The sequence below is a fragment of the Calidifontibacillus erzurumensis genome, assembly GCF_013303125.1.
GTDB lineage: Bacteria > Bacillota > Bacilli > Bacillales > Bacillaceae_J > Calidifontibacillus > Calidifontibacillus erzurumensis.
In genome coordinates, this window is sequence record NZ_JABTTE010000001.1 from 1 (window position 1) to 16,789 (window position 16,789).

General features: G+C 38.2%; 17 protein-coding genes and 1 other annotated feature. Of the genes, 15 read left to right on the plus strand and 2 right to left on the minus strand.

All coding sequences use genetic code 11. From position 1 onward, the window contains the following. The first annotated feature begins 156 nt into the window (after window positions 1-156). The 11 genes from HR057_RS00005 to pheA all read left to right on the plus strand — a co-directional run bounded on the left by HR057_RS00005 (window position 157) and on the right by pheA (window position 8,923). Complete coding sequence (locus HR057_RS00005) at window positions 157-960, plus strand: peptidoglycan DD-metalloendopeptidase family protein (RefSeq protein ID WP_173729353.1); 804 nt, start codon at window positions 157-159, stop codon at window positions 958-960. Window positions 961-974: 14 nt separating this feature from the next. After that, complete coding sequence (locus tag HR057_RS00010; RefSeq protein WP_173729354.1) at window positions 975-1,838, plus strand: M50 family metallopeptidase; 864 nt, start codon at window positions 975-977, stop codon at window positions 1,836-1,838. Window positions 1,839-1,988: 150 nt separating this feature from the next. Beyond that, window positions 1,989-3,461 carry an Rne/Rng family ribonuclease gene (locus HR057_RS00015; RefSeq protein ID WP_329955791.1) on the plus strand — a complete coding sequence of 491 codons (1,473 nt, stop codon included), beginning with the start codon at window positions 1,989-1,991 and terminating at the stop codon, window positions 3,459-3,461. 52 nt (window positions 3,462-3,513) lie between these two features. Continuing rightward, window positions 3,514-3,681 carry a hypothetical protein gene (locus HR057_RS00020; RefSeq protein ID WP_173729356.1) on the plus strand — a complete coding sequence of 56 codons (168 nt, stop codon included), beginning with the start codon at window positions 3,514-3,516 and terminating at the stop codon, window positions 3,679-3,681. A 546-nt stretch (window positions 3,682-4,227) separates the two neighbouring features. Next, window positions 4,228-4,319: a sequence feature (ribosomal protein L21 leader region), on the plus strand. A 13-nt stretch (window positions 4,320-4,332) separates the two neighbouring features. Then, window positions 4,333-4,641: a 50S ribosomal protein L21 gene (gene rplU, locus HR057_RS00025; protein ID WP_173729357.1), complete on the plus strand. Its 309-nt coding sequence runs from the start codon at window positions 4,333-4,335 to the stop codon at window positions 4,639-4,641. A gap of 13 nt (window positions 4,642-4,654) precedes the next feature. Then, window positions 4,655-4,987 (plus strand): ribosomal-processing cysteine protease Prp, encoded by a 333-nt coding sequence (locus tag HR057_RS00030; protein ID WP_173729358.1) that lies wholly within the window; start codon window positions 4,655-4,657, stop codon window positions 4,985-4,987. A 25-nt stretch (window positions 4,988-5,012) separates the two neighbouring features. Next, a complete protein-coding gene (gene rpmA / locus HR057_RS00035) occupies window positions 5,013-5,297 on the plus strand; it encodes a 50S ribosomal protein L27 (RefSeq protein WP_173729678.1) in 285 nt (94 codons plus the stop codon). Window positions 5,298-5,578: 281 nt separating this feature from the next. Next, window positions 5,579-6,133, plus strand: coding sequence for a sporulation initiation phosphotransferase B (locus HR057_RS00040; protein ID WP_173729359.1), 555 nt, complete (start codon window positions 5,579-5,581; stop codon window positions 6,131-6,133). 5 nt (window positions 6,134-6,138) lie between these two features. Continuing rightward, window positions 6,139-7,422, plus strand: a complete 1,284-nt coding sequence (gene obgE, locus HR057_RS00045; RefSeq protein ID WP_173729360.1) for a GTPase ObgE — start codon at window positions 6,139-6,141, stop codon at window positions 7,420-7,422. A gap of 131 nt (window positions 7,423-7,553) precedes the next feature. Beyond that, window positions 7,554-8,012 carry an ACT domain-containing protein gene (locus tag HR057_RS00050; protein ID WP_173729361.1) on the plus strand — a complete coding sequence of 153 codons (459 nt, stop codon included), beginning with the start codon at window positions 7,554-7,556 and terminating at the stop codon, window positions 8,010-8,012. Between the two features lie 29 nt (window positions 8,013-8,041). Then, window positions 8,042-8,923 carry a prephenate dehydratase gene (gene pheA / locus HR057_RS00055; RefSeq protein ID WP_173729362.1) on the plus strand — a complete coding sequence of 294 codons (882 nt, stop codon included), beginning with the start codon at window positions 8,042-8,044 and terminating at the stop codon, window positions 8,921-8,923. Window positions 8,924-9,588: 665 nt separating this feature from the next. Here pheA and HR057_RS00060 read toward each other — a convergent pair. Both HR057_RS00060 and HR057_RS00065 read right to left on the minus strand, forming a co-directional pair. Further along, the gene (locus tag HR057_RS00060) at window positions 9,589-10,149 is read right to left on the minus strand and encodes a transcription repressor NadR (RefSeq protein ID WP_173729363.1); all 561 of its coding nucleotides are present in this window, start codon (window positions 10,147-10,149) and stop codon (window positions 9,589-9,591) included. 15 nt (window positions 10,150-10,164) lie between these two features. Continuing rightward, window positions 10,165-11,304 (minus strand): IscS subfamily cysteine desulfurase, encoded by a 1,140-nt coding sequence (locus HR057_RS00065; protein WP_173729679.1) that lies wholly within the window; start codon window positions 11,302-11,304, stop codon window positions 10,165-10,167. Between the two features lie 207 nt (window positions 11,305-11,511). Here HR057_RS00065 and nadB point away from each other — a divergent pair, with 207 nt between their 5' ends. The 4 genes from nadB (at window position 11,512) to safA (ending at window position 16,687) form a co-directional block, all read left to right on the plus strand. Further along, window positions 11,512-13,068, plus strand: coding sequence for an L-aspartate oxidase (nadB, locus tag HR057_RS00070; protein WP_173729364.1), 1,557 nt, complete (start codon window positions 11,512-11,514; stop codon window positions 13,066-13,068). A gap of 24 nt (window positions 13,069-13,092) precedes the next feature. Then, a complete protein-coding gene (gene nadC, locus HR057_RS00075) occupies window positions 13,093-13,935 on the plus strand; it encodes a carboxylating nicotinate-nucleotide diphosphorylase (RefSeq protein ID WP_173729365.1) in 843 nt (280 codons plus the stop codon). Beyond that, the gene (gene nadA, locus HR057_RS00080; protein WP_173729366.1) at window positions 13,935-15,044 is read left to right on the plus strand and encodes a quinolinate synthase NadA; all 1,110 of its coding nucleotides are present in this window, start codon (window positions 13,935-13,937) and stop codon (window positions 15,042-15,044) included. Before nadC ends, nadA begins: the two co-directional genes overlap by 1 nt. Window positions 15,045-15,217: 173 nt before the next feature. Next, a complete protein-coding gene (gene safA, locus HR057_RS17265) occupies window positions 15,218-16,687 on the plus strand; it encodes a SafA/ExsA family spore coat assembly protein (RefSeq protein ID WP_329955792.1) in 1,470 nt (489 codons plus the stop codon). Window positions 16,688-16,789: the final 102 nt, after the last annotated feature.

Here is a 16,789-nt window from a genome sequence, read left to right on the forward strand (position 1 = left end):
ACCTTCTCCTGTACCTTCTCCGGCACCTTGTGGCGTACCTTTTGTACTATTGTACTTGTTTGTCATAACCGTTCAGGACAAGTCATAAGTATTAGTAATAATAAATGTTTGTACAATGTCAGTTATTTTGAATAGAATGAGCGGGGGATTGGTGAAGTGAGGAAACAAGTTGATGAAGTAAAAAAGCGTATTGCAAAGCGAAGGAAAGAACGGACTACATCTGGTAGCTCATCCAAAACGATTGAGGGTAGAAACTATTATTCGCTTCCTAAGGATGAGGAACGTTATGGGGAAGCACCGTTTTATGATTATGATTTTTCCTCGAACAAAGATCAACCACTTTTTCGCAGTGATTGGTTTATTCTGCAAATATTGTTGGCAGCTAGTTTATTTTTAGTTGTGGGAATTTTATTTAAAGATTCATCACCAAGATGGGATCAAGCACGGGCATTTGTCATAGAAACGATGGAAAAAGAATTTCAGTTTGCTGCTGTATTAGATTGGTATGAAAAACAATTTGGAAAGCCGCTAGCTTTATTTCCAGAACCAACGAGTCAACAGAAAGAGAGTCAGTATGTCAAGCAAGATGGTCCAAATGAACCTGTATACGCAGTTCCAGCTGCTGGACGAGTACTTGAGCCTTTTTCTAAGGATCGCCAAGGGATTATGATCGAAACAGGACGCGATTCTTATGTCGAATCGATCGATGATGGTGTAGTCATTGAAGTTGGGGTAAAAGAGGACATTGGAAAAACTGTTGTCGTACAGCATTCCGATGGAAGTGAAGCCTGGTACGGCAACTTGGATACAATTAATGTGAAATTATATGATTTTGTAAAGAGCAGAACCCGAATTGGAAAAGTTACAAATACTGAAGATGGCCAAGCTGGAACATTTTATTTTGCATTTAAAGAGGGGGATGTTTTTATTGACCCTATTCAAGTGATCAAGTTTGAGTAGGGTTGGTGATTTTCTTGAAAAGGATTACAGAAGTTTTCAATAAAGTATCAATTCATCCTTTGTTCTGGCTCGTGGTTGGAATAGGTATTCTAACCGGTCGCTTTTTAGAAGTGATTATACTTTTTACCATCGTTTTTATTCATGAAATGGGGCATGCCGTTACCGCCAGTTACTTTCGTTGGAGGATCAAAAAAATCGAGTTGCTTCCATTCGGTGGAGTTGCAGAAGTGGATGAGTATGGAAACCGTCCTTTGAAAGAAGAATTGCTTGTTATCATAAGCGGACCTATACAGCACCTATGGCTGTTTGGTTTGTTTTATTGTTTGTTTACTTTCGGTTTAATTGATGAGAGTACGTATCATTTATGTTTAAAGCATAATATGTCGATTTTCCTTTTTAACTTACTTCCAATTTGGCCTCTGGATGGAGGAAAGCTAGTTTTTCTCAGTATGTCTTTAAAATTTCCATTTAGCCTGGCTCATCGCTATACCCTATTGTCTTCTCTATCTATGACATGTTTGTTTGTTTTGTTATCAATTTTCCTTTTTCCATTTCATTTAAACTTATGGATTGTTATTGCTTTTGTTCTTTTTACCCATTATGTTGAATGGAAACAAAGGAAATTTGCACATATTCGTTTTTTATTAGAACGATATTACGGGAAAAACAGAGAAATCACGAAGCTGAAGCCGATTGTTGTCAATAAATCAGACCAACTGATCGATATTTTTGCTCATTTTTGTCGTGGCTGTAAGCATCAAATAATTTTAAAAATCAACGAGCGTGAGCAAAAGACATTCGATGAAAACGAACTTCTTCATGCTTATTTTTCAGAGAAAAAAGTAAATAGCACAATTGGTGAAATCTTAAGTTATTAAAAAAGTAGTGTGTCGATTAGTCGTTTAACATTTGTTTAAACGGCTAATATTTTTGCAATTGTGGAGAAAAGCACACTAAAATTGATCATTTGTACACTTTTTAAAAACTAGTGTAGAATTAGCATAAAAAACACGTAAGGAAGACAGAAAGTGTTGAGAAAAATTATTTTAAATGGTCGATCAATTGAAAAGTGTGCGGCGATTCTCGAAAATAATAAATTAGTTGAGTTTTTAGTTGAATCGACTGATCAAAGTTCGATTGTAGGTAATATTTATAAAGGTCGAGTAGAAAAAGTTGTTCCGGGCATGCAAGCGGCATTTGTAAACATTGGCCTTGAGCGGAATGGTTTTCTAACCATTGACCAACTGCCAAAATACAAAAGTTTAACACCGGATGAACAGGAAAAAACGTCAATTTCTCATTTGCTTCATGAAGGAGAAGAAGTTATTGTTCAAGTTACAAAAGATGCCTTTGGAGAGAAAGGTCCTCGGTTAACGATGTTAGTTGGACTTCCGGGAACCTTTGTTGTTTATCTTCCAAATGAGAGTCAAATAACGGTGTCAAAAAAACTTTCTGAGAAAGAAAAAGAGCATTGGCGAAGTTTTGGTCGGGAAATTTGTAAAGAGGCTGAAGGTGTTATTTTTCGAACGGCCTGTGCCAGACAAAAGACTGAAACAATTCAAAAAGAATTTTTGTTTTTAAAAAATAGGTGGTTCGAATTGAAAAAATTACAGGCAGCGATGAAGCGACCTGCACTCCTTTTTGATCATGCGGGCTTAGTTGAACGGCTTTTGAGAGATTATATAGGTACGATGTCAACAGAAATCATTATGAACGATGGCTCTATCTTTCGATGGATGAAAGAACGGCTTTCGATTTATGAAGAATTTGTTCAAATAAGCCTATTTATGAATAAAGAAGATATTTTTTCTTATTTTCATATTGATCAAGAGTTAGAAGGAGCTTTAAAGCGACAAGTAGACCTGGAAAATGGCAGCAGTATAGTAATTGATGAAACAGAAGCTATGACAGTCATAGATGTTAATTCAGGGAAATTTACGGATACTAAAAATTTGCGGGATATGGTTTTAAAAACGAATGAAATGGCTGCCGTTGAAATTGCCAGACAGCTGCGTCTTCGCAATATCGGCGGGATCATTTTAATTGATTTTATAAATATGTCTCATGATAAAGACCGTGAGTTTATAAAAAATAAATTACAAACTGCGTTAGAAGCTGATATGAATTTTACTAAAGTTTACGGTTTTACCCAGTTAGGGTTGCTGGAAATGACGAGAAAAAAAGAGCGGAAAACTTTACGTGAAATGTTAATGACCCCATGTCCAATTTGTCATGAGGTTGGAAGGATCGTTTCAAGTGAACAATTGGCATTTCGTTTGGAACGTGCACTTTGGGAATTTAAAGGAAGTGATTATGAGGCGGTTTGGGTTGAAGCTCCTCAAAAAGTAGTTGAATTTATACAGGCGGACAATTATATCAATGTTTTAGAAGAAAAATTAGGCTTGCAAATATTTTTAACTAGTACGGAACGTCTGATAGATCAATTTAACATTCGACATGTTGGCTCAGTCGTTGAGATAAAAGAGAGATTAGAACGATGAAAGTTTGGAATTTTCGTGATGGTAGGTGTTAGGGCAGGACAATGAAGTTTTGATGGCAACTGAAAAACTCCTGCCCATATTTTTTATTAAAGTGAGTTGTATTTATTATGAGGCTGATGTACATTTTTTGCTTGAGAAAAATTTTGTGATGTTTGTAAATGAACGAATAACTTTAGAAGATACTGCAAGTTTTGAGGCTAAAGGAAAAAAATCCAGGTAATCCATTATCAATACTTAGACCATCCAGATGGATCATTGACCGTGAAAAGAATATTTTTCTTGTATGGGGACTACAAGAAAGAGAGGAGCCACATAAATACTATTTTTTATGATGGAAAGATACACCTATATTAGTAGAATTAGGTGAATATTGGGTTAATGGTTCAAAAAGGGTATGAGAGTTACGTAATATAAAACTTCCAGAAAATCTATAGAAAAATGTATAGAAATAATCAAAAGTCTAAAAGAAGTTAATAAAGGTTTATGCATTTAATGGTGCTTTAGATTTCCTACTAAATAAAATTACAAAGGTCGATATTAATTTTTTAGTGGATAAGGGCAAGAAGCAACGAAATAACATGGCAAGCACAATTAATAAGCTTTTAGAGAAAATCAATTGTAGGTAAAAAAAGAAAAATTTTTGAACCTAAAATCATTATGAATCCACTTTCAATTTAAAAAACACTTGAAGCTAATGCAACCTGTTTAACAATTGACTCTTTTCGCTAATATATGGTATTATACTTGTTGTGTTTATTGTAGCGCACCACAGCTACAACCGCACAGAACAGGTTTTAAAAACGAAATTCGATGGAAGAATCGAATGAGTTACCTGGGATGGCGAGTCTGAGTATATGAGGAGGTGCTGAGAATGTACGCAATTATCGAAACTGGCGGTAAGCAAATTAAAGTTGAAGAAGGCCAAGCTATTTACGTTGAAAAGCTTAATGCTGAAGCTGGTGACACTGTTACTTTTGACAAAGTTTTAATGGTGGGTGGCGAAAACGTTAAAGTTGGTACTCCACTAGTTGAAGGCGCAACAGTTACTGGCAAAGTTGAAAAGCAAGGACGCGCGAAGAAAATTATCGTTTTCAAGTATAAAGCGAAAAAGAACTATAAGCGCAAGCAAGGTCATCGTCAACCATACACAAAAGTTATCATTGAAAAAATTAATGCATAATTAGGTTGATTGGATGATTAAAGTAATCATAGAAAGACATGACGATCATTCCATTCGTTCGTTTGAAATAAGTGGACATGCTGGATCAGGACCTTATGGACATGATTTAGTATGTGCTGGTGTGTCGGCTGTTTCGTTTGGAACAGTCAATGCTATTTATGCTTTATGTCAAACGAAACTAGTGATAGAACAAGGCAAAAATGGTGGCTTTCTCCGCTGTGTTGTTCCTGACGATTTAGATCAAGCAACAAATGAGAAAGTACAGTTATTGCTTGAAGGAATGCTCGTATCGTTACGGACCATTGAGAATGATTACGGGAAATATATTCAAATTATGGAAAAATGAACGACCCGCCTAGGAGGTGAGATCGATGTTAAGACTTGATCTTCAGTTTTTCGCATCTAAAAAAGGGGTAGGTAGTACTAAGAACGGTCGTGATTCAATTTCTAAACGTTTAGGTGCTAAACGTGCTGACGGCCAATTTGTTAACGGCGGTGAAATTCTTTATCGTCAACGCGGTACAAAAGTTTACCCAGGCAACAACGTAGGTCGTGGTGGTGACGACACATTGTTTGCTAAAACTGCTGGTATCGTACGTTACGAGCGTGTAGGTCGTGACCGCAAGCGAGTAAGCGTGTACCCAGTAGCTCAATAATTAGCTATAGCTAATGGGAAAAGGCTCTAACCATTCTGGTTAGAGCCTTTCTTAATAGAAAATGTTACGGTGCAGCATCTATGATGCGGTGCCAGACCCCTCTGGAGGACCGTCTGCGGCACCATCTGCGGTGGGGTGCCAGACCCCTCTGGTGTACCGTCTCCGGTACTGTCTCTGGCACCTTCTGCGGCCCCTAATATGATAATAATTTATGAATAGTTTTCCATAATTGCAGTTTATTTGTTATAATGTCTTACATCATAACTATTAGGGGTAAAAGTATGAGAAAAGAATGGAACGCGGTTGAAATTTTGCGGCATTCACGACACGATTGGCTAAATAAAATCCAATTAATTAAAGGAAATATGGCTTTAGGGCGGTATGATCGTGTTAATGAAATTATTGAAGAAATCATTCTTGAATCAAAAAACGAGGCGAAATTATCGAATTTAAAGGCACCTAATTTAGCATCATTCTTAATGTTGTTTAATTGGGAAGATCGCACTTTGTCCTTGGAAATAGAGGTTATTGGTGATGAGCAGGATCTTTCATTATATGATGATGAAATCACTTCCTGGTGCCGTAATTTTTTAAATTATGTCAACCAAGCAGTGAAGCCTGTTGCTGAAAATCATTTAATACTTTCGATTCAACTTGATGAAGGAGAGGTTCGTTTTATATTTGATTTTAATGGAATAATAGAAGATAAACAGGAAATATTAAACTTTTTAGAAAACGAGCTCATATCTCCTACCATTAAAATATTGGATTATGAAGTACATAATGATGAAATGATTGTAACCGTTCAAATATTGACAGCTAGCGAAAAGAGGTGACAACGATGTTTGTTGATTACGTTAAAATATATGTAAAAGGCGGCGATGGCGGCAATGGTATGGTAGCTTTTCGCCGTGAGAAATATGTTCCAAAAGGCGGCCCAGCCGGTGGTGATGGCGGGAATGGAGCCGATGTAATTTTTGAAGTTGACGAAGGTTTAAGGACGCTTATGGATTTTCGCTATCAGCGTCATTTTAAAGCGCCTCGCGGTGAGCACGGAATGTCTAAAGGGATGCACGGAAAAAATGCCCAACCATTGATTGTAAAAGTTCCACCTGGCACAGTCGTCCGTGATGCAGCAACGAACGAAAAAATTGCCGACTTAACTATGCATGGTCAAAGAGCAGTCATAGCAAAAGGAGGCCGGGGCGGTCGAGGGAATATGCGTTTTGCGACAGCTTCCAATCCAGCTCCTGAAATTGCCGAAAAAGGAGAACCTGGCCAAGAACGGGATGTCATTCTGGAACTGAAAGTTTTGGCAGATGTGGGGTTAGTAGGCTTTCCTAGTGTAGGAAAATCGACATTGTTGTCGGTTGTTTCATCTGCGAAACCGAAAATAGCAGAATATCATTTTACTACGCTTGTTCCAAATCTTGGTGTTGTTGAAACCGAGGATGGGAGAAGTTTTGTAATGGCCGACCTTCCAGGATTAATTGAAGGTGCCCATTTAGGAGTAGGATTAGGTCATCAATTTTTGCGCCATATTGAACGGACAAGGGTAATTGTCCATGTGATCGATATGTCGGCAATGGAGGGCCGCGATCCTTACCAAGACTATTTAACCATTAATGAAGAACTAAAGCAGTACAATTTAAGGCTTACTGAAAGACCACAAATCGTCGTAGCAAATAAAATGGATTTGCCTCAAGCTGAAGAAAACTTAAAGAAATTTAAACAACAACTTGGGGATGATGTACCGGTATTTCCGATATCAGCCATTACTCGCCAAGGCTTGAGAGATTTACTTTTTAAAATTGCTGACCTTTTGGAAGTAACACCTGAGTTTCCATTGGATGAGCAAGAACCAGGGGAATCACATATTTTATATAAACATGAAAAACAAGAGGTTCCATTTGAAATTACAAGAGCGGACGATGGTGCTTTTGTTATTTCCGGTGCTGAAATTGAGAAAAAATTCAAGATGACTGATTTTTCAAGAGAGGAATCGGTACGCCGATTTGCCCGCCAGATGAGAGGCCTTGGCGTTGATGAAGCGTTGAGAGCACGTGGGGCGAAAAATGGCGATACCGTAAGGCTTTTGGATTTTGAATTTGAATTTATTGAATAAGTCCTTAACAAGGCTGTCTTTTTTAGACAGTCTTTTAATACTAAGAATGATGAAATAATTGTGAAACTTCCCAATATTCCTTATTGGGTACTTTTTTCTTTTTTCTCATTCGGCAATGGGGAGGGGCCTTTATGAAAGCGGACAATCAGAAGGAACAAAGCTATTATTTAATCAGGGAAGATTTTTTGCCTGAAGCAATGAAAAAAACATTGGAAGCGAAAGCGTTAATTGAGAGGGGAAAAGCTGATTCTATCGCTGATGCTGTACAAATGGTCGGCTTAAGCAGGAGCGCCTTTTATAAATATCGAGATGGTATTTTTCCATTTCATGCGATTGTAAAGGAACGGATCATTACACTATTTTTTCATCTGGAAGACCGTTCAGGAACTTTATCTCAAATGCTGGCAATGGTTGCAGAGGCCGGCTGTAATGTGCTTACAATTAATCAAACAATTCCACTTCAAGGAAAAGCGAATGTTACCTTATCTTTAAATACATCAGGTATGAAAGAAGATATCAATGTCCTAATTAAACGGCTAAAAAGTTTGGAATTTGTTGAAAAAGTAGAAATTTTAGGTACTGGGGCATAAATTTTTTCACATAAGGGAGAGAAATAGTTGTGTCACTAAAAGTAGGTTATTTAGGTCCTAAGGGGACTTTTACAAAAATTGCAGTCAATGAAATTTTTCCAGAATCTGAAAAGATTCCATATGATACGATTCCAGCAAGCATTGATGCTGTTATGAATGGAGAAGTTGAATATACGGTTGTACCATTGGAGAATGCGATTGAAGGTTCAGTCAACATAACGATTGATTACTTGATCCATGAACAAAACTTGCCGATTGTTGGTGAAATTGTTGTCCCAATCCGCCAGCATTTAATGGTGCACCCATCGAATAAGGATAATTGGGAAAAAATTACGGTTGTCCTTTCACATTCCCATGCCATTGCTCAATGTCATAAATATTTGCATACAAAATTGCCGCATGTTGAAATTCAATATGTAAAATCAACGGGGGCAGCTGCAGAATATGTTCATGAGCATCCAGAAGAATGTGTGGCAGCGATTGGAAATGAATTAGCAGCGAAAGAATATGGATTAGAAATTGTTCAGAGAGACGTCCATGACTATGATAATAATCATACCCGCTTTGTTATTCTTCATAAAGAGCCTGTTGAACTTTCAACGGACCATCGATATTACGGCGGTGACCGTACAACATTAATGGTTACTTTGCCTTCTGATTATGCGGGTGCCTTGCATCAAGTATTATCAGCATTTGCTTGGAGAAAATTGAACTTATCTAAAATCGAATCCCGTCCAATGAAAACGGGGCTTGGCAATTATTTCTTTTTAATCGATGTAGAAATGAAAATGGATGATGTATTAATCCCTGGAGCTGTGGCAGAAATTGAGGCTCTTGGCTGTTCTGTTAGAATTTTAGGAAGTTATCCATACTACCAAGTGGGAAAAGAGTTTAGCAAGATAGAAAAATAACAAGCGGCGTAAATGCCGCTTTATTTTTTTCTTGATCAAAAAGATATTCAAATTAGTCGCCCAACCAGGTTGTGTATGCCAAGAATTTATTTTTATTTTTTGATCAAAAAAGGCAATTAGTACCCAACTAAGCTGTAGATGCTAAGCTTTATTTCTATTTCTTAACCAAAAAGATATGCAAATAGGTAACCAATCAGGTCACGTATGCCAAGAATTATTTTTATTTCTTGATCAATAAAATGCAATTAGCATCCAACCAAGCTGTAAATGCTAAGCTTTATTTCTATTTCTTGATCAATTATCCTATTGGCACCTGTACAGGCCGCATATGCCAAACTTTTTATTTTTTGATCAAAAAGAAATCCAATTAGCACCTAAGCAGTCCACATATGCCAGGCTTTTTTATTACTCCCTTAAAAAATGTCCAATCAGTAAACGAGCAGACCGCAAAAGCAGCCCGTGTCTTATTTTTATTACTCGAACAAAAAGATATGCCTAAGCGCCCGGACTGGCTGCGAATGACGATCTTCATTTTTATATCAAGATCAAAAGAAATTGAAGCACCTCTTAGACAAGGCAAGAAAGTTGCTCCGCATTTTTTCTCTCAAAAAGAAAAGCAATTAGCAGATGGACGACAGGCCGTGTTTACAACCAACTCTTCATTTTTACTCCTCGATCAAAAAGCCGGCTTGGGCAAGTTTATTAATGGCGTTCTCAAGCTGATATTCATGATCGGCTTCGAGTGTATGATAATGAGGTCCACCGGTCAGTTCTAACAGTAAACTAGCTTTTGTCTTGATTACTTTATCATAAAATTGGTCAACTTCGCTGCGGTTATTTACTTCAATTGGTGCAGAAAAAGAACCATAAAGAGGATGTTTTACTTTAACATCTTTGACGGTGACACCACAATCAACGATCAAATACAACTCTTCTTTCGTTTGTTCTGGTGTATGTGTGCTTGCAATTACCCGGGTTAAACGTGTTTTTTTATTTTGTTTCAAATAAAGATAACCTTGGGATGTTGCTAAGATCGGTTCATTTTTAGCTTTAAGCAACGAGATGTCCTGGCTAATTACTTGCCTGCTCACATTCATTTTTTTAGCAATAAAGCTTCCGGTTAGCGGTTCATCACTTTTTTTTAGCCATTCAAGAATCAGTTTTCGCCTTTCTTCACCAAGGATTTTTTTTCGCGTTCCATTCCCTATGCTATTCGTGTTAGCCATCTTGTCCGCCTCCATTTAAACTTTAAAATAGTTCCTAAAAATTTTTTTGAAAATCGCAATTGTTTCCTCGATCTCCGCATCTGTTGTTAATTTCCCTAATGATAGCCGGACAAATTGTTTTGCTTCTTCATTTGATTTTCCAATGGCCAAGAGCGTTTTTGAAGGCTTTTGCATACCTACCGAGCATGCACTTCCCGTAGAAATTGCCACCCCATAGCGATTACATTCAAGCATTAAATATTGTCCTTCCATTCCAAACACTGTCAGACCGATGATGTGTTCTAAACGGTTTCCCATTGGTCCGATTTCAGTAACTTGCCAAGCTTCATCTTGTATTCCTTCGATTAGTTTTTTCCGCAAATCATGATATCTTTTCGCATCATGTTCCATCGTCGGTATGATTTCCTCTGCCGCTGCTATAAAAGCAGCAATGCCAGGAACATTTACAGTCCCAGGACGAAATCCATTTTCATGAGTTGTATTTTGGATCAGTGGTTTCCATGAACACTCGGGGTTTATATAACAAGCTCCAACCCCTTTTGGTCCATAAATTTTATGGCTTGAGACTGAAATGCTGTCAAGATTGGCTTCTTTTACATCAATTTTTACTTTGCCGAAAGTTTGTACACAATCACTATGAAAAAGAATATGATGTTCACGCAAAATTTTACCAATCTCAGTTAAATTTTGAATAGTGCCAATTTCTGAATTTCCATGATGGATGGTTGCTAAAACAGTATCTGGGCGGATTGCTTCCTGTAAGTGGGCAATATCAACCTTTCCTTCAGAATTAACTGGAATATAAGTGACCTCATAACCGTGATCTTTTAAATCTTCTAATGTATTACCAACTGACGAATGCTCTAACCGGGTAGAAATAATATGTTTGCCTTTTTTCCGATTCCCTTTTAATAGAGAATGAATGGCTAAGTAATTTGATTCTGATCCACCACTTGTAAAATAAACGCCTTTTGAATCACCATTAATAAAAGACGCGAATGTTTTTCTTGATTCCTCTAAGAGAACTTTAGCAGTAGAACCAATGTCATGAAGACTGCTAGTGTTCCCATAAAAGTTCCTTGCAACTTCATTATAGACATGTAGTGATTTCTCGCTCATTGGTGTTGTTGCTGCATAATCTAAATAAATCACGATAACCTCTCCCTGCTGTATAAAAAATAAACAAAAATGCTACGAATAACTTCCTTTCAAACTTACTATATAACTATCTATCCAACTATTCCGACATAAATAGATTTAATTTTTCAAAAAAAAGTCTTGTCTTTAGTTTAAATATGTGTAAATATAAGTGTCAAGACATGTGTAAATTAACCATATTTTCGAAGATGTGGAGGTTTAGCGATGGCCGACAGATATAACGCAGATGTTGTCATCATTGGAAGTGGCATCGCTGCGTTAGTAGTTGCAGAGCGTTTAAGTCGAAAGAAGAATGTGATAATTATCACAAAGTCGAAAAAAGAGGATAATAATTCAAATAGAGCTCAAGGCGGTGTCGCTGCTGCTATTTCGAAAAGCGATCACTGGTTAAACCATTTTGAAGATACAATGATTGCCGGAAACTATCATAATGATGAGGATGCCGTTCAACTATTAGTGGAAAAAGGGGCTCATTACCTCAATAAAATGATAGAAGACGGGATGGAATTTGATAAAGACGCAAACGGGAACCTATTGCTTGGACAAGAAGGAGCCCATGGAAGAAGGAGAATCCTCCATGCTGGCGGTGATGCGACAGGTCAAGCGCTTGTTCGTTTCATGTTAAACCGTTTGCAAAATCAAGCGAATGTAAAACTAATTGAAGATGTACTTGCTGTAGATTTCCTCATTCAAAATAATTGCTGTTACGGTGTAAAAGTGAAAACAAAAGCAGGAGCTGTTCAGCCGCTTTATGCAGCAGATACAATTTTAGCGGCAGGGGGTTGTGGCGGACTTTTTGAATTCACATCGAATGATCCGACCGTAACAGGTGATGGCATCGCCATGGCTTATCGGGCGGGGGCTAATTTAGTAGATTTAGAGTTTGTCCAATTTCACCCTACATTGCTCTATGTAAATGGCGGGGTTAAAGGGCTCGTTTCTGAAGCCGTTCGAGGCGAAGGAGCGGTCCTTATAACGCAAGATGGACGACGGTTAATGCAAGGTATTCATCCGCAAGAAGACTTGGCTCCAAGGGACATTGTAGCAAGGGAAATACATCGGGCCGTGTTAAATGGTGAACAAATATTTTTAGATATTTCAATGATTAAAAATTTTGCAAAGCGCTTTCCTACGATTACGGAAATGTGCAGGCAAAGCGGTATTGACCTAAATGCTGGCAAAATTCCGGTCGTTCCGGGTGCCCATTTCCAAATGGGGGGTGTTCAAGTTAATCTCAAAGGGCAAACGTCCATTGATCACCTATATGCGATAGGTGAAGTTGCATGTACTGGTGTACACGGTGCCAATCGCTTAGCAAGTAACTCGCTTCTTGAAGGAATTGTCTTTGCTAACGAACTGGCAGACTATCTTTTACAGCAAAAACACGAAACTGAAATTCCAATATTAGAGCCGGTTGATAGGAAATTGGATATCCTTTCATTGCCGACTAAAGAGGAAATTCAAGCGGTGATGATGAAATACGTTGGCATCATTCGTAATGGAAAAGGATTACAACATGCAAAATCATGGTTTGAACAATATTTGCTGCCTGATATTGGTGCTTTTCTTCCAGAGCATTTAACGAATGAACAAATTGAAATTTATAATATGGTGCAAGCTGGTTGGTTAATTACAACGTCAGCGTTGGAACGGGAAGAAAGCCGTGGAGGCCATTTTCGAATAGATTTTCCTGAAGAAAAGGCTGAATGGACGAAGAAGAAAATCATAAGAAATTGTCTCGTTACAGCTTACAAAATCTGATAAAAATAAGGAGTATGCTCAACGATGAACAAGATAAAATTACGAAAAAAATTAGAAGAATTTTTCATTGAAGATCTTGGAGAATTTGATATTACTAGCTCTTATATTTTTCCATTGGATGAAGTTTCAAAAGGGAATTTTTTAGTAAAAAAAGACGGCATTCTTGCAGGGGTTGAAATTATTAAAGAGGCATATGCCCTTTTTGATCCATCTATCGAAGTTTCTTTATATAAAAAAGATGGTGAGCCTATTAAAAAAGGAGACATTATTGCATCGGTAAAAGGGCCAGTCCGTTATTTACTAAGCGGCGAGCGGGTAATTTTAAATTTATTGCAGCGCATGTGTGGAATTGCCACGATTACGAATTCAGCGGTAAAAGCTTTAAATAGCGATCACACAAGAATTTGTGATACACGAAAAACAATGCCAGGTCTTCGAATGTTTGATAAATACGCAGTCCGCTGTGGCGGTGGATTTAACCATCGTTTAGGTCTATACGACGGGGTTATGATTAAAGATAACCATATTACATTTGCAGGAAGCATTAAGGAAGCGGTTGCCAAAGTTCGTTCACAAGCAGGGCATATGGTGAAAATTGAGGTAGAAACAGAGTCAAAAGAACAGGTGTTAGAAGCAATTGAAGCCGGAGCTGATGTAATTATGTTTGACAATCGCTCCCCGGAAGAAGTAGCTGAGTTTGTAAAACTCGTTCCAAAAGGAATAGTAACAGAAATTTCTGGCGGCGTAACTTTAGAGACCATCGGTTTATATCGGGATACGAAAGTTGACTACATTTCTTTAGGTATGCTCACACATTCTGTATCTGCACTCGACATCAGTTTTAATCTTGAAGGGGGATTGAAATAATGGGAATTTTTGATGTATTAGCGAATACTAAGAAAACAATGCTTCCTGAACGTTATAAAAATATGAGTGTCAAAGAGATGGAAGAGCGGGTTTGGGAAATTAAGCGGGCATTTGGTGAAAAATTATTTTTGCCTTGTCATCATTATCAAAAAGATGAAGTTGTTCAATTTGCTGATGCAACTGGTGATTCATTAAAGTTGGCCCAGTTGGCAGCTGAAAATGAAAAGGCAGAATATATTGTGTTTTGCGGCGTTCACTTTATGGCTGAAACAGCAGATATTTTAACTAGAGAGGATCAAATTGTTATATTACCAGATATGAGGGCAGGCTGCTCAATGGCTGATATGGCAGACATTGTGCAAACGGAAAAGGCATGGAAAGCCATTCAAGAAATCTATGGAGATACTGTTCTTCCGATTACGTATATTAACTCAACGGCAGCGATTAAAGCGTTTTGCGGGCGTCATGGCGGTGCAACTGTTACATCTTCCAATGCGAAAAAAATGATCGAATGGGCATTCACGCAAAAAGAACGATTGTTATTTTTGCCGGATCAACATTTAGGAAGAAATACAGCTTATTCCTTAGGCATTCCTTTAGAGCAAATGGCAGTTTGGGATCCGATTGCTGAAACATTTGAATATGATGGGGATTTACAAGATGTCAAAGTTATTTTATGGAAAGGCCATTGCTCTGTTCACGAAAACTTTACCGTAGAAAACATTGCAGAAATTCGGAAAACGAAACCGGATATGAATATTATTGTTCATCCTGAGTGCACATATGAAGTCGTCCAAGCATCGGATTATAATGGTTCCACAAATTATATTATTAATACGATCAAAAATGCTCCATCTGGAAGCAAGTGGGCAATTGGCACTGAGATGAATCTTGTGAAAAGAATTATTGCTGAGCACCCTGATAAAGAAATTGTGTCATTAAACCCGCATATGTGTCCTTGTTTAACAATGAACCGCATTGACTTGCCGCATTTATTATGGGCGCTTGAATCAATTGAGAAAAATGAACCTTTAAACGAAATCAAAGTTAGTAAAGACATTGCGAAAGAAGCAATGCTTGCATTAAATAAAATGCTTCAACATGTTTAATATGATTAACAGGCTCGGTTGACAGTTTAGTTGCCGGGCCTTTTTTAATAGAAAAGAAGTCATACATAAATGAAAATTTTATAGCATAAGTTGTTATGTAAGAAAATAAAGTAGCATTTATTACTTTTGCCCATATAATGGTAAAGACTTTTTTAAGAGGAGGTTCATCCACAGTGAAGATCCATATCGTTCAAAAAGGCGATACACTTTGGAAAATTGCCCAAAAATATGGTGTCGATTTCAATGAGTTGAAGCAAGTGAATTCCCACCTTAGTAATCCGGATATGATTATGCCAGGAATGAAAATAAAAATTCCTACAGGAAGTGTACCAGTAAAGAAAAAAGAAATTCCTGGGCATGAACAAAAAGAAATCCCAATTGTGAAAGAAACTCCGAAAGAAGTTCCGAAAGAGATTCCAAAAGAAATTCCTAAAGAAATGCCAAAAGAAGCGCCTCAACCTGTACAACCAACTCCGCCACCAGTAATGCAAGTACCGAAGTTTATACCAATACCACAACCTGTTAAACAACCTGAAATCGATTATAATATTGAACAAAATATGTATAATTATACATTTAATATTCCTACTTACCCAACTATTCCATTACCAAAGAAAGAAAAAGTTAAAGAAGCACCAAAACTAGTTGAAAAAGAAGAAAAACCAGTTGAAGAACCGCAAGCACCTCCTGCTATGCCTATGCCGCAACCGTATTCACCATGTGTTCCTGTAACTGGATTATTGCCAGGAAGCGGCTTACCATTTGGATATCCGGGATCCATTCCATGTCCGCCACCTCCTTGCCCGCCACATTGGGGAATACAGCCTTTTGCAGGAGTTGGACCAATGATGCCTGGAACCTATGGGGGAACACCTACGCCTGATGCGGCTGTTGCTGGCCAAATGACAGATAACGAAGATGATGTAGATGAAGTAACAGCTCAAATGTATCCAGGTCTTTCGACATCATCTGGCGCAGATAGTAGCGATTGTGGTTGTAGTGGACCAAAAATGACAATGCCAACTGCTTATAGTCCTGAAGTACAGCCACCTATGGGAACGGCACCAATGGGTGCAGACACATGGCAAGGTGCAGAACTAGGAATGAAACCAGCCACTAAAGCTGATTGTGGATGTGGATCCGGCTCTATGCCAATGGGTTATTACGGAGCACCGGTAAGCACCCCAGCAGGATACGGAGCGGTGCCAACAGGTTATTACGGATCACCGGCAGGTACCCCAGCAGGATATGGAGCGGTGCCAACAGGTTATTACGGATCACCGGCAGGCGCCCCAGCAGGATATGGAGCGGTACCAACAGGTTATTACGGAGCACCAGTAGGCACCCCGGCAGGATATGGTGTGATGCCAACAGGTTATTACGGGGCACCAGTAGGCACCCCAGCAGGATACGGAGCGATGCCAATGGGCTATTACGGCACCCCAACAGGTTATTATTCACCGTTTGGCAGTGAATTAGGATATGGAATGCAAGGAATGTTTGGAGATGCGGCAGGAATGCCTACCCGTTTCGAAAATACACAACCTGAATTTAGAGAAGATTCATCACAAGCTAATATTGGACCGGATTCGGGCACTCAAGATGATGAATTAGAAGATGACAATGATGATGCCAATTGGTAAGAACTAAATAAGAAGGTAAGAAGAGGAGGTAAAGCGATTGATCTCCTCTTTATTTTTTGAATCGGATTTCTTAATTGAAAAGATATAAAAAAAGTCTCCAGT

What these genes read in the sequence shown, in the direction of transcription:
- HR057_RS00060 (WP_173729363.1), bottom strand. Translation starts at nt 10,149, where the DNA reads ATGGCTAACACGAATAGCATAGGGAATGGAACGCGAAAAAAAATCCTT.
- rpmA (WP_173729678.1), top strand. Translation starts at nt 5,013, where the DNA reads ATGTTAAGACTTGATCTTCAGTTTTTCGCATCTAAAAAAGGGGTAGGT.
- nadA (WP_173729366.1), top strand. Translation starts at nt 13,935, where the DNA reads ATGGGAATTTTTGATGTATTAGCGAATACTAAGAAAACAATGCTTCCT.
- HR057_RS00050 (WP_173729361.1), top strand. Translation starts at nt 7,554, where the DNA reads ATGAAAGCGGACAATCAGAAGGAACAAAGCTATTATTTAATCAGGGAA.
- obgE (WP_173729360.1), top strand. Translation starts at nt 6,139, where the DNA reads ATGTTTGTTGATTACGTTAAAATATATGTAAAAGGCGGCGATGGCGGC.
- nadB (WP_173729364.1), top strand. Translation starts at nt 11,512, where the DNA reads ATGGCCGACAGATATAACGCAGATGTTGTCATCATTGGAAGTGGCATC.
- nadC (WP_173729365.1), top strand. Translation starts at nt 13,093, where the DNA reads ATGAACAAGATAAAATTACGAAAAAAATTAGAAGAATTTTTCATTGAA.
- HR057_RS00020 (WP_173729356.1), top strand. Translation starts at nt 3,514, where the DNA reads ATGGCAACTGAAAAACTCCTGCCCATATTTTTTATTAAAGTGAGTTGT.
- HR057_RS00040 (WP_173729359.1), top strand. Translation starts at nt 5,579, where the DNA reads ATGAGAAAAGAATGGAACGCGGTTGAAATTTTGCGGCATTCACGACAC.
- HR057_RS00030 (WP_173729358.1), top strand. Translation starts at nt 4,655, where the DNA reads ATGATTAAAGTAATCATAGAAAGACATGACGATCATTCCATTCGTTCG.
- rplU (WP_173729357.1), top strand. Translation starts at nt 4,333, where the DNA reads ATGTACGCAATTATCGAAACTGGCGGTAAGCAAATTAAAGTTGAAGAA.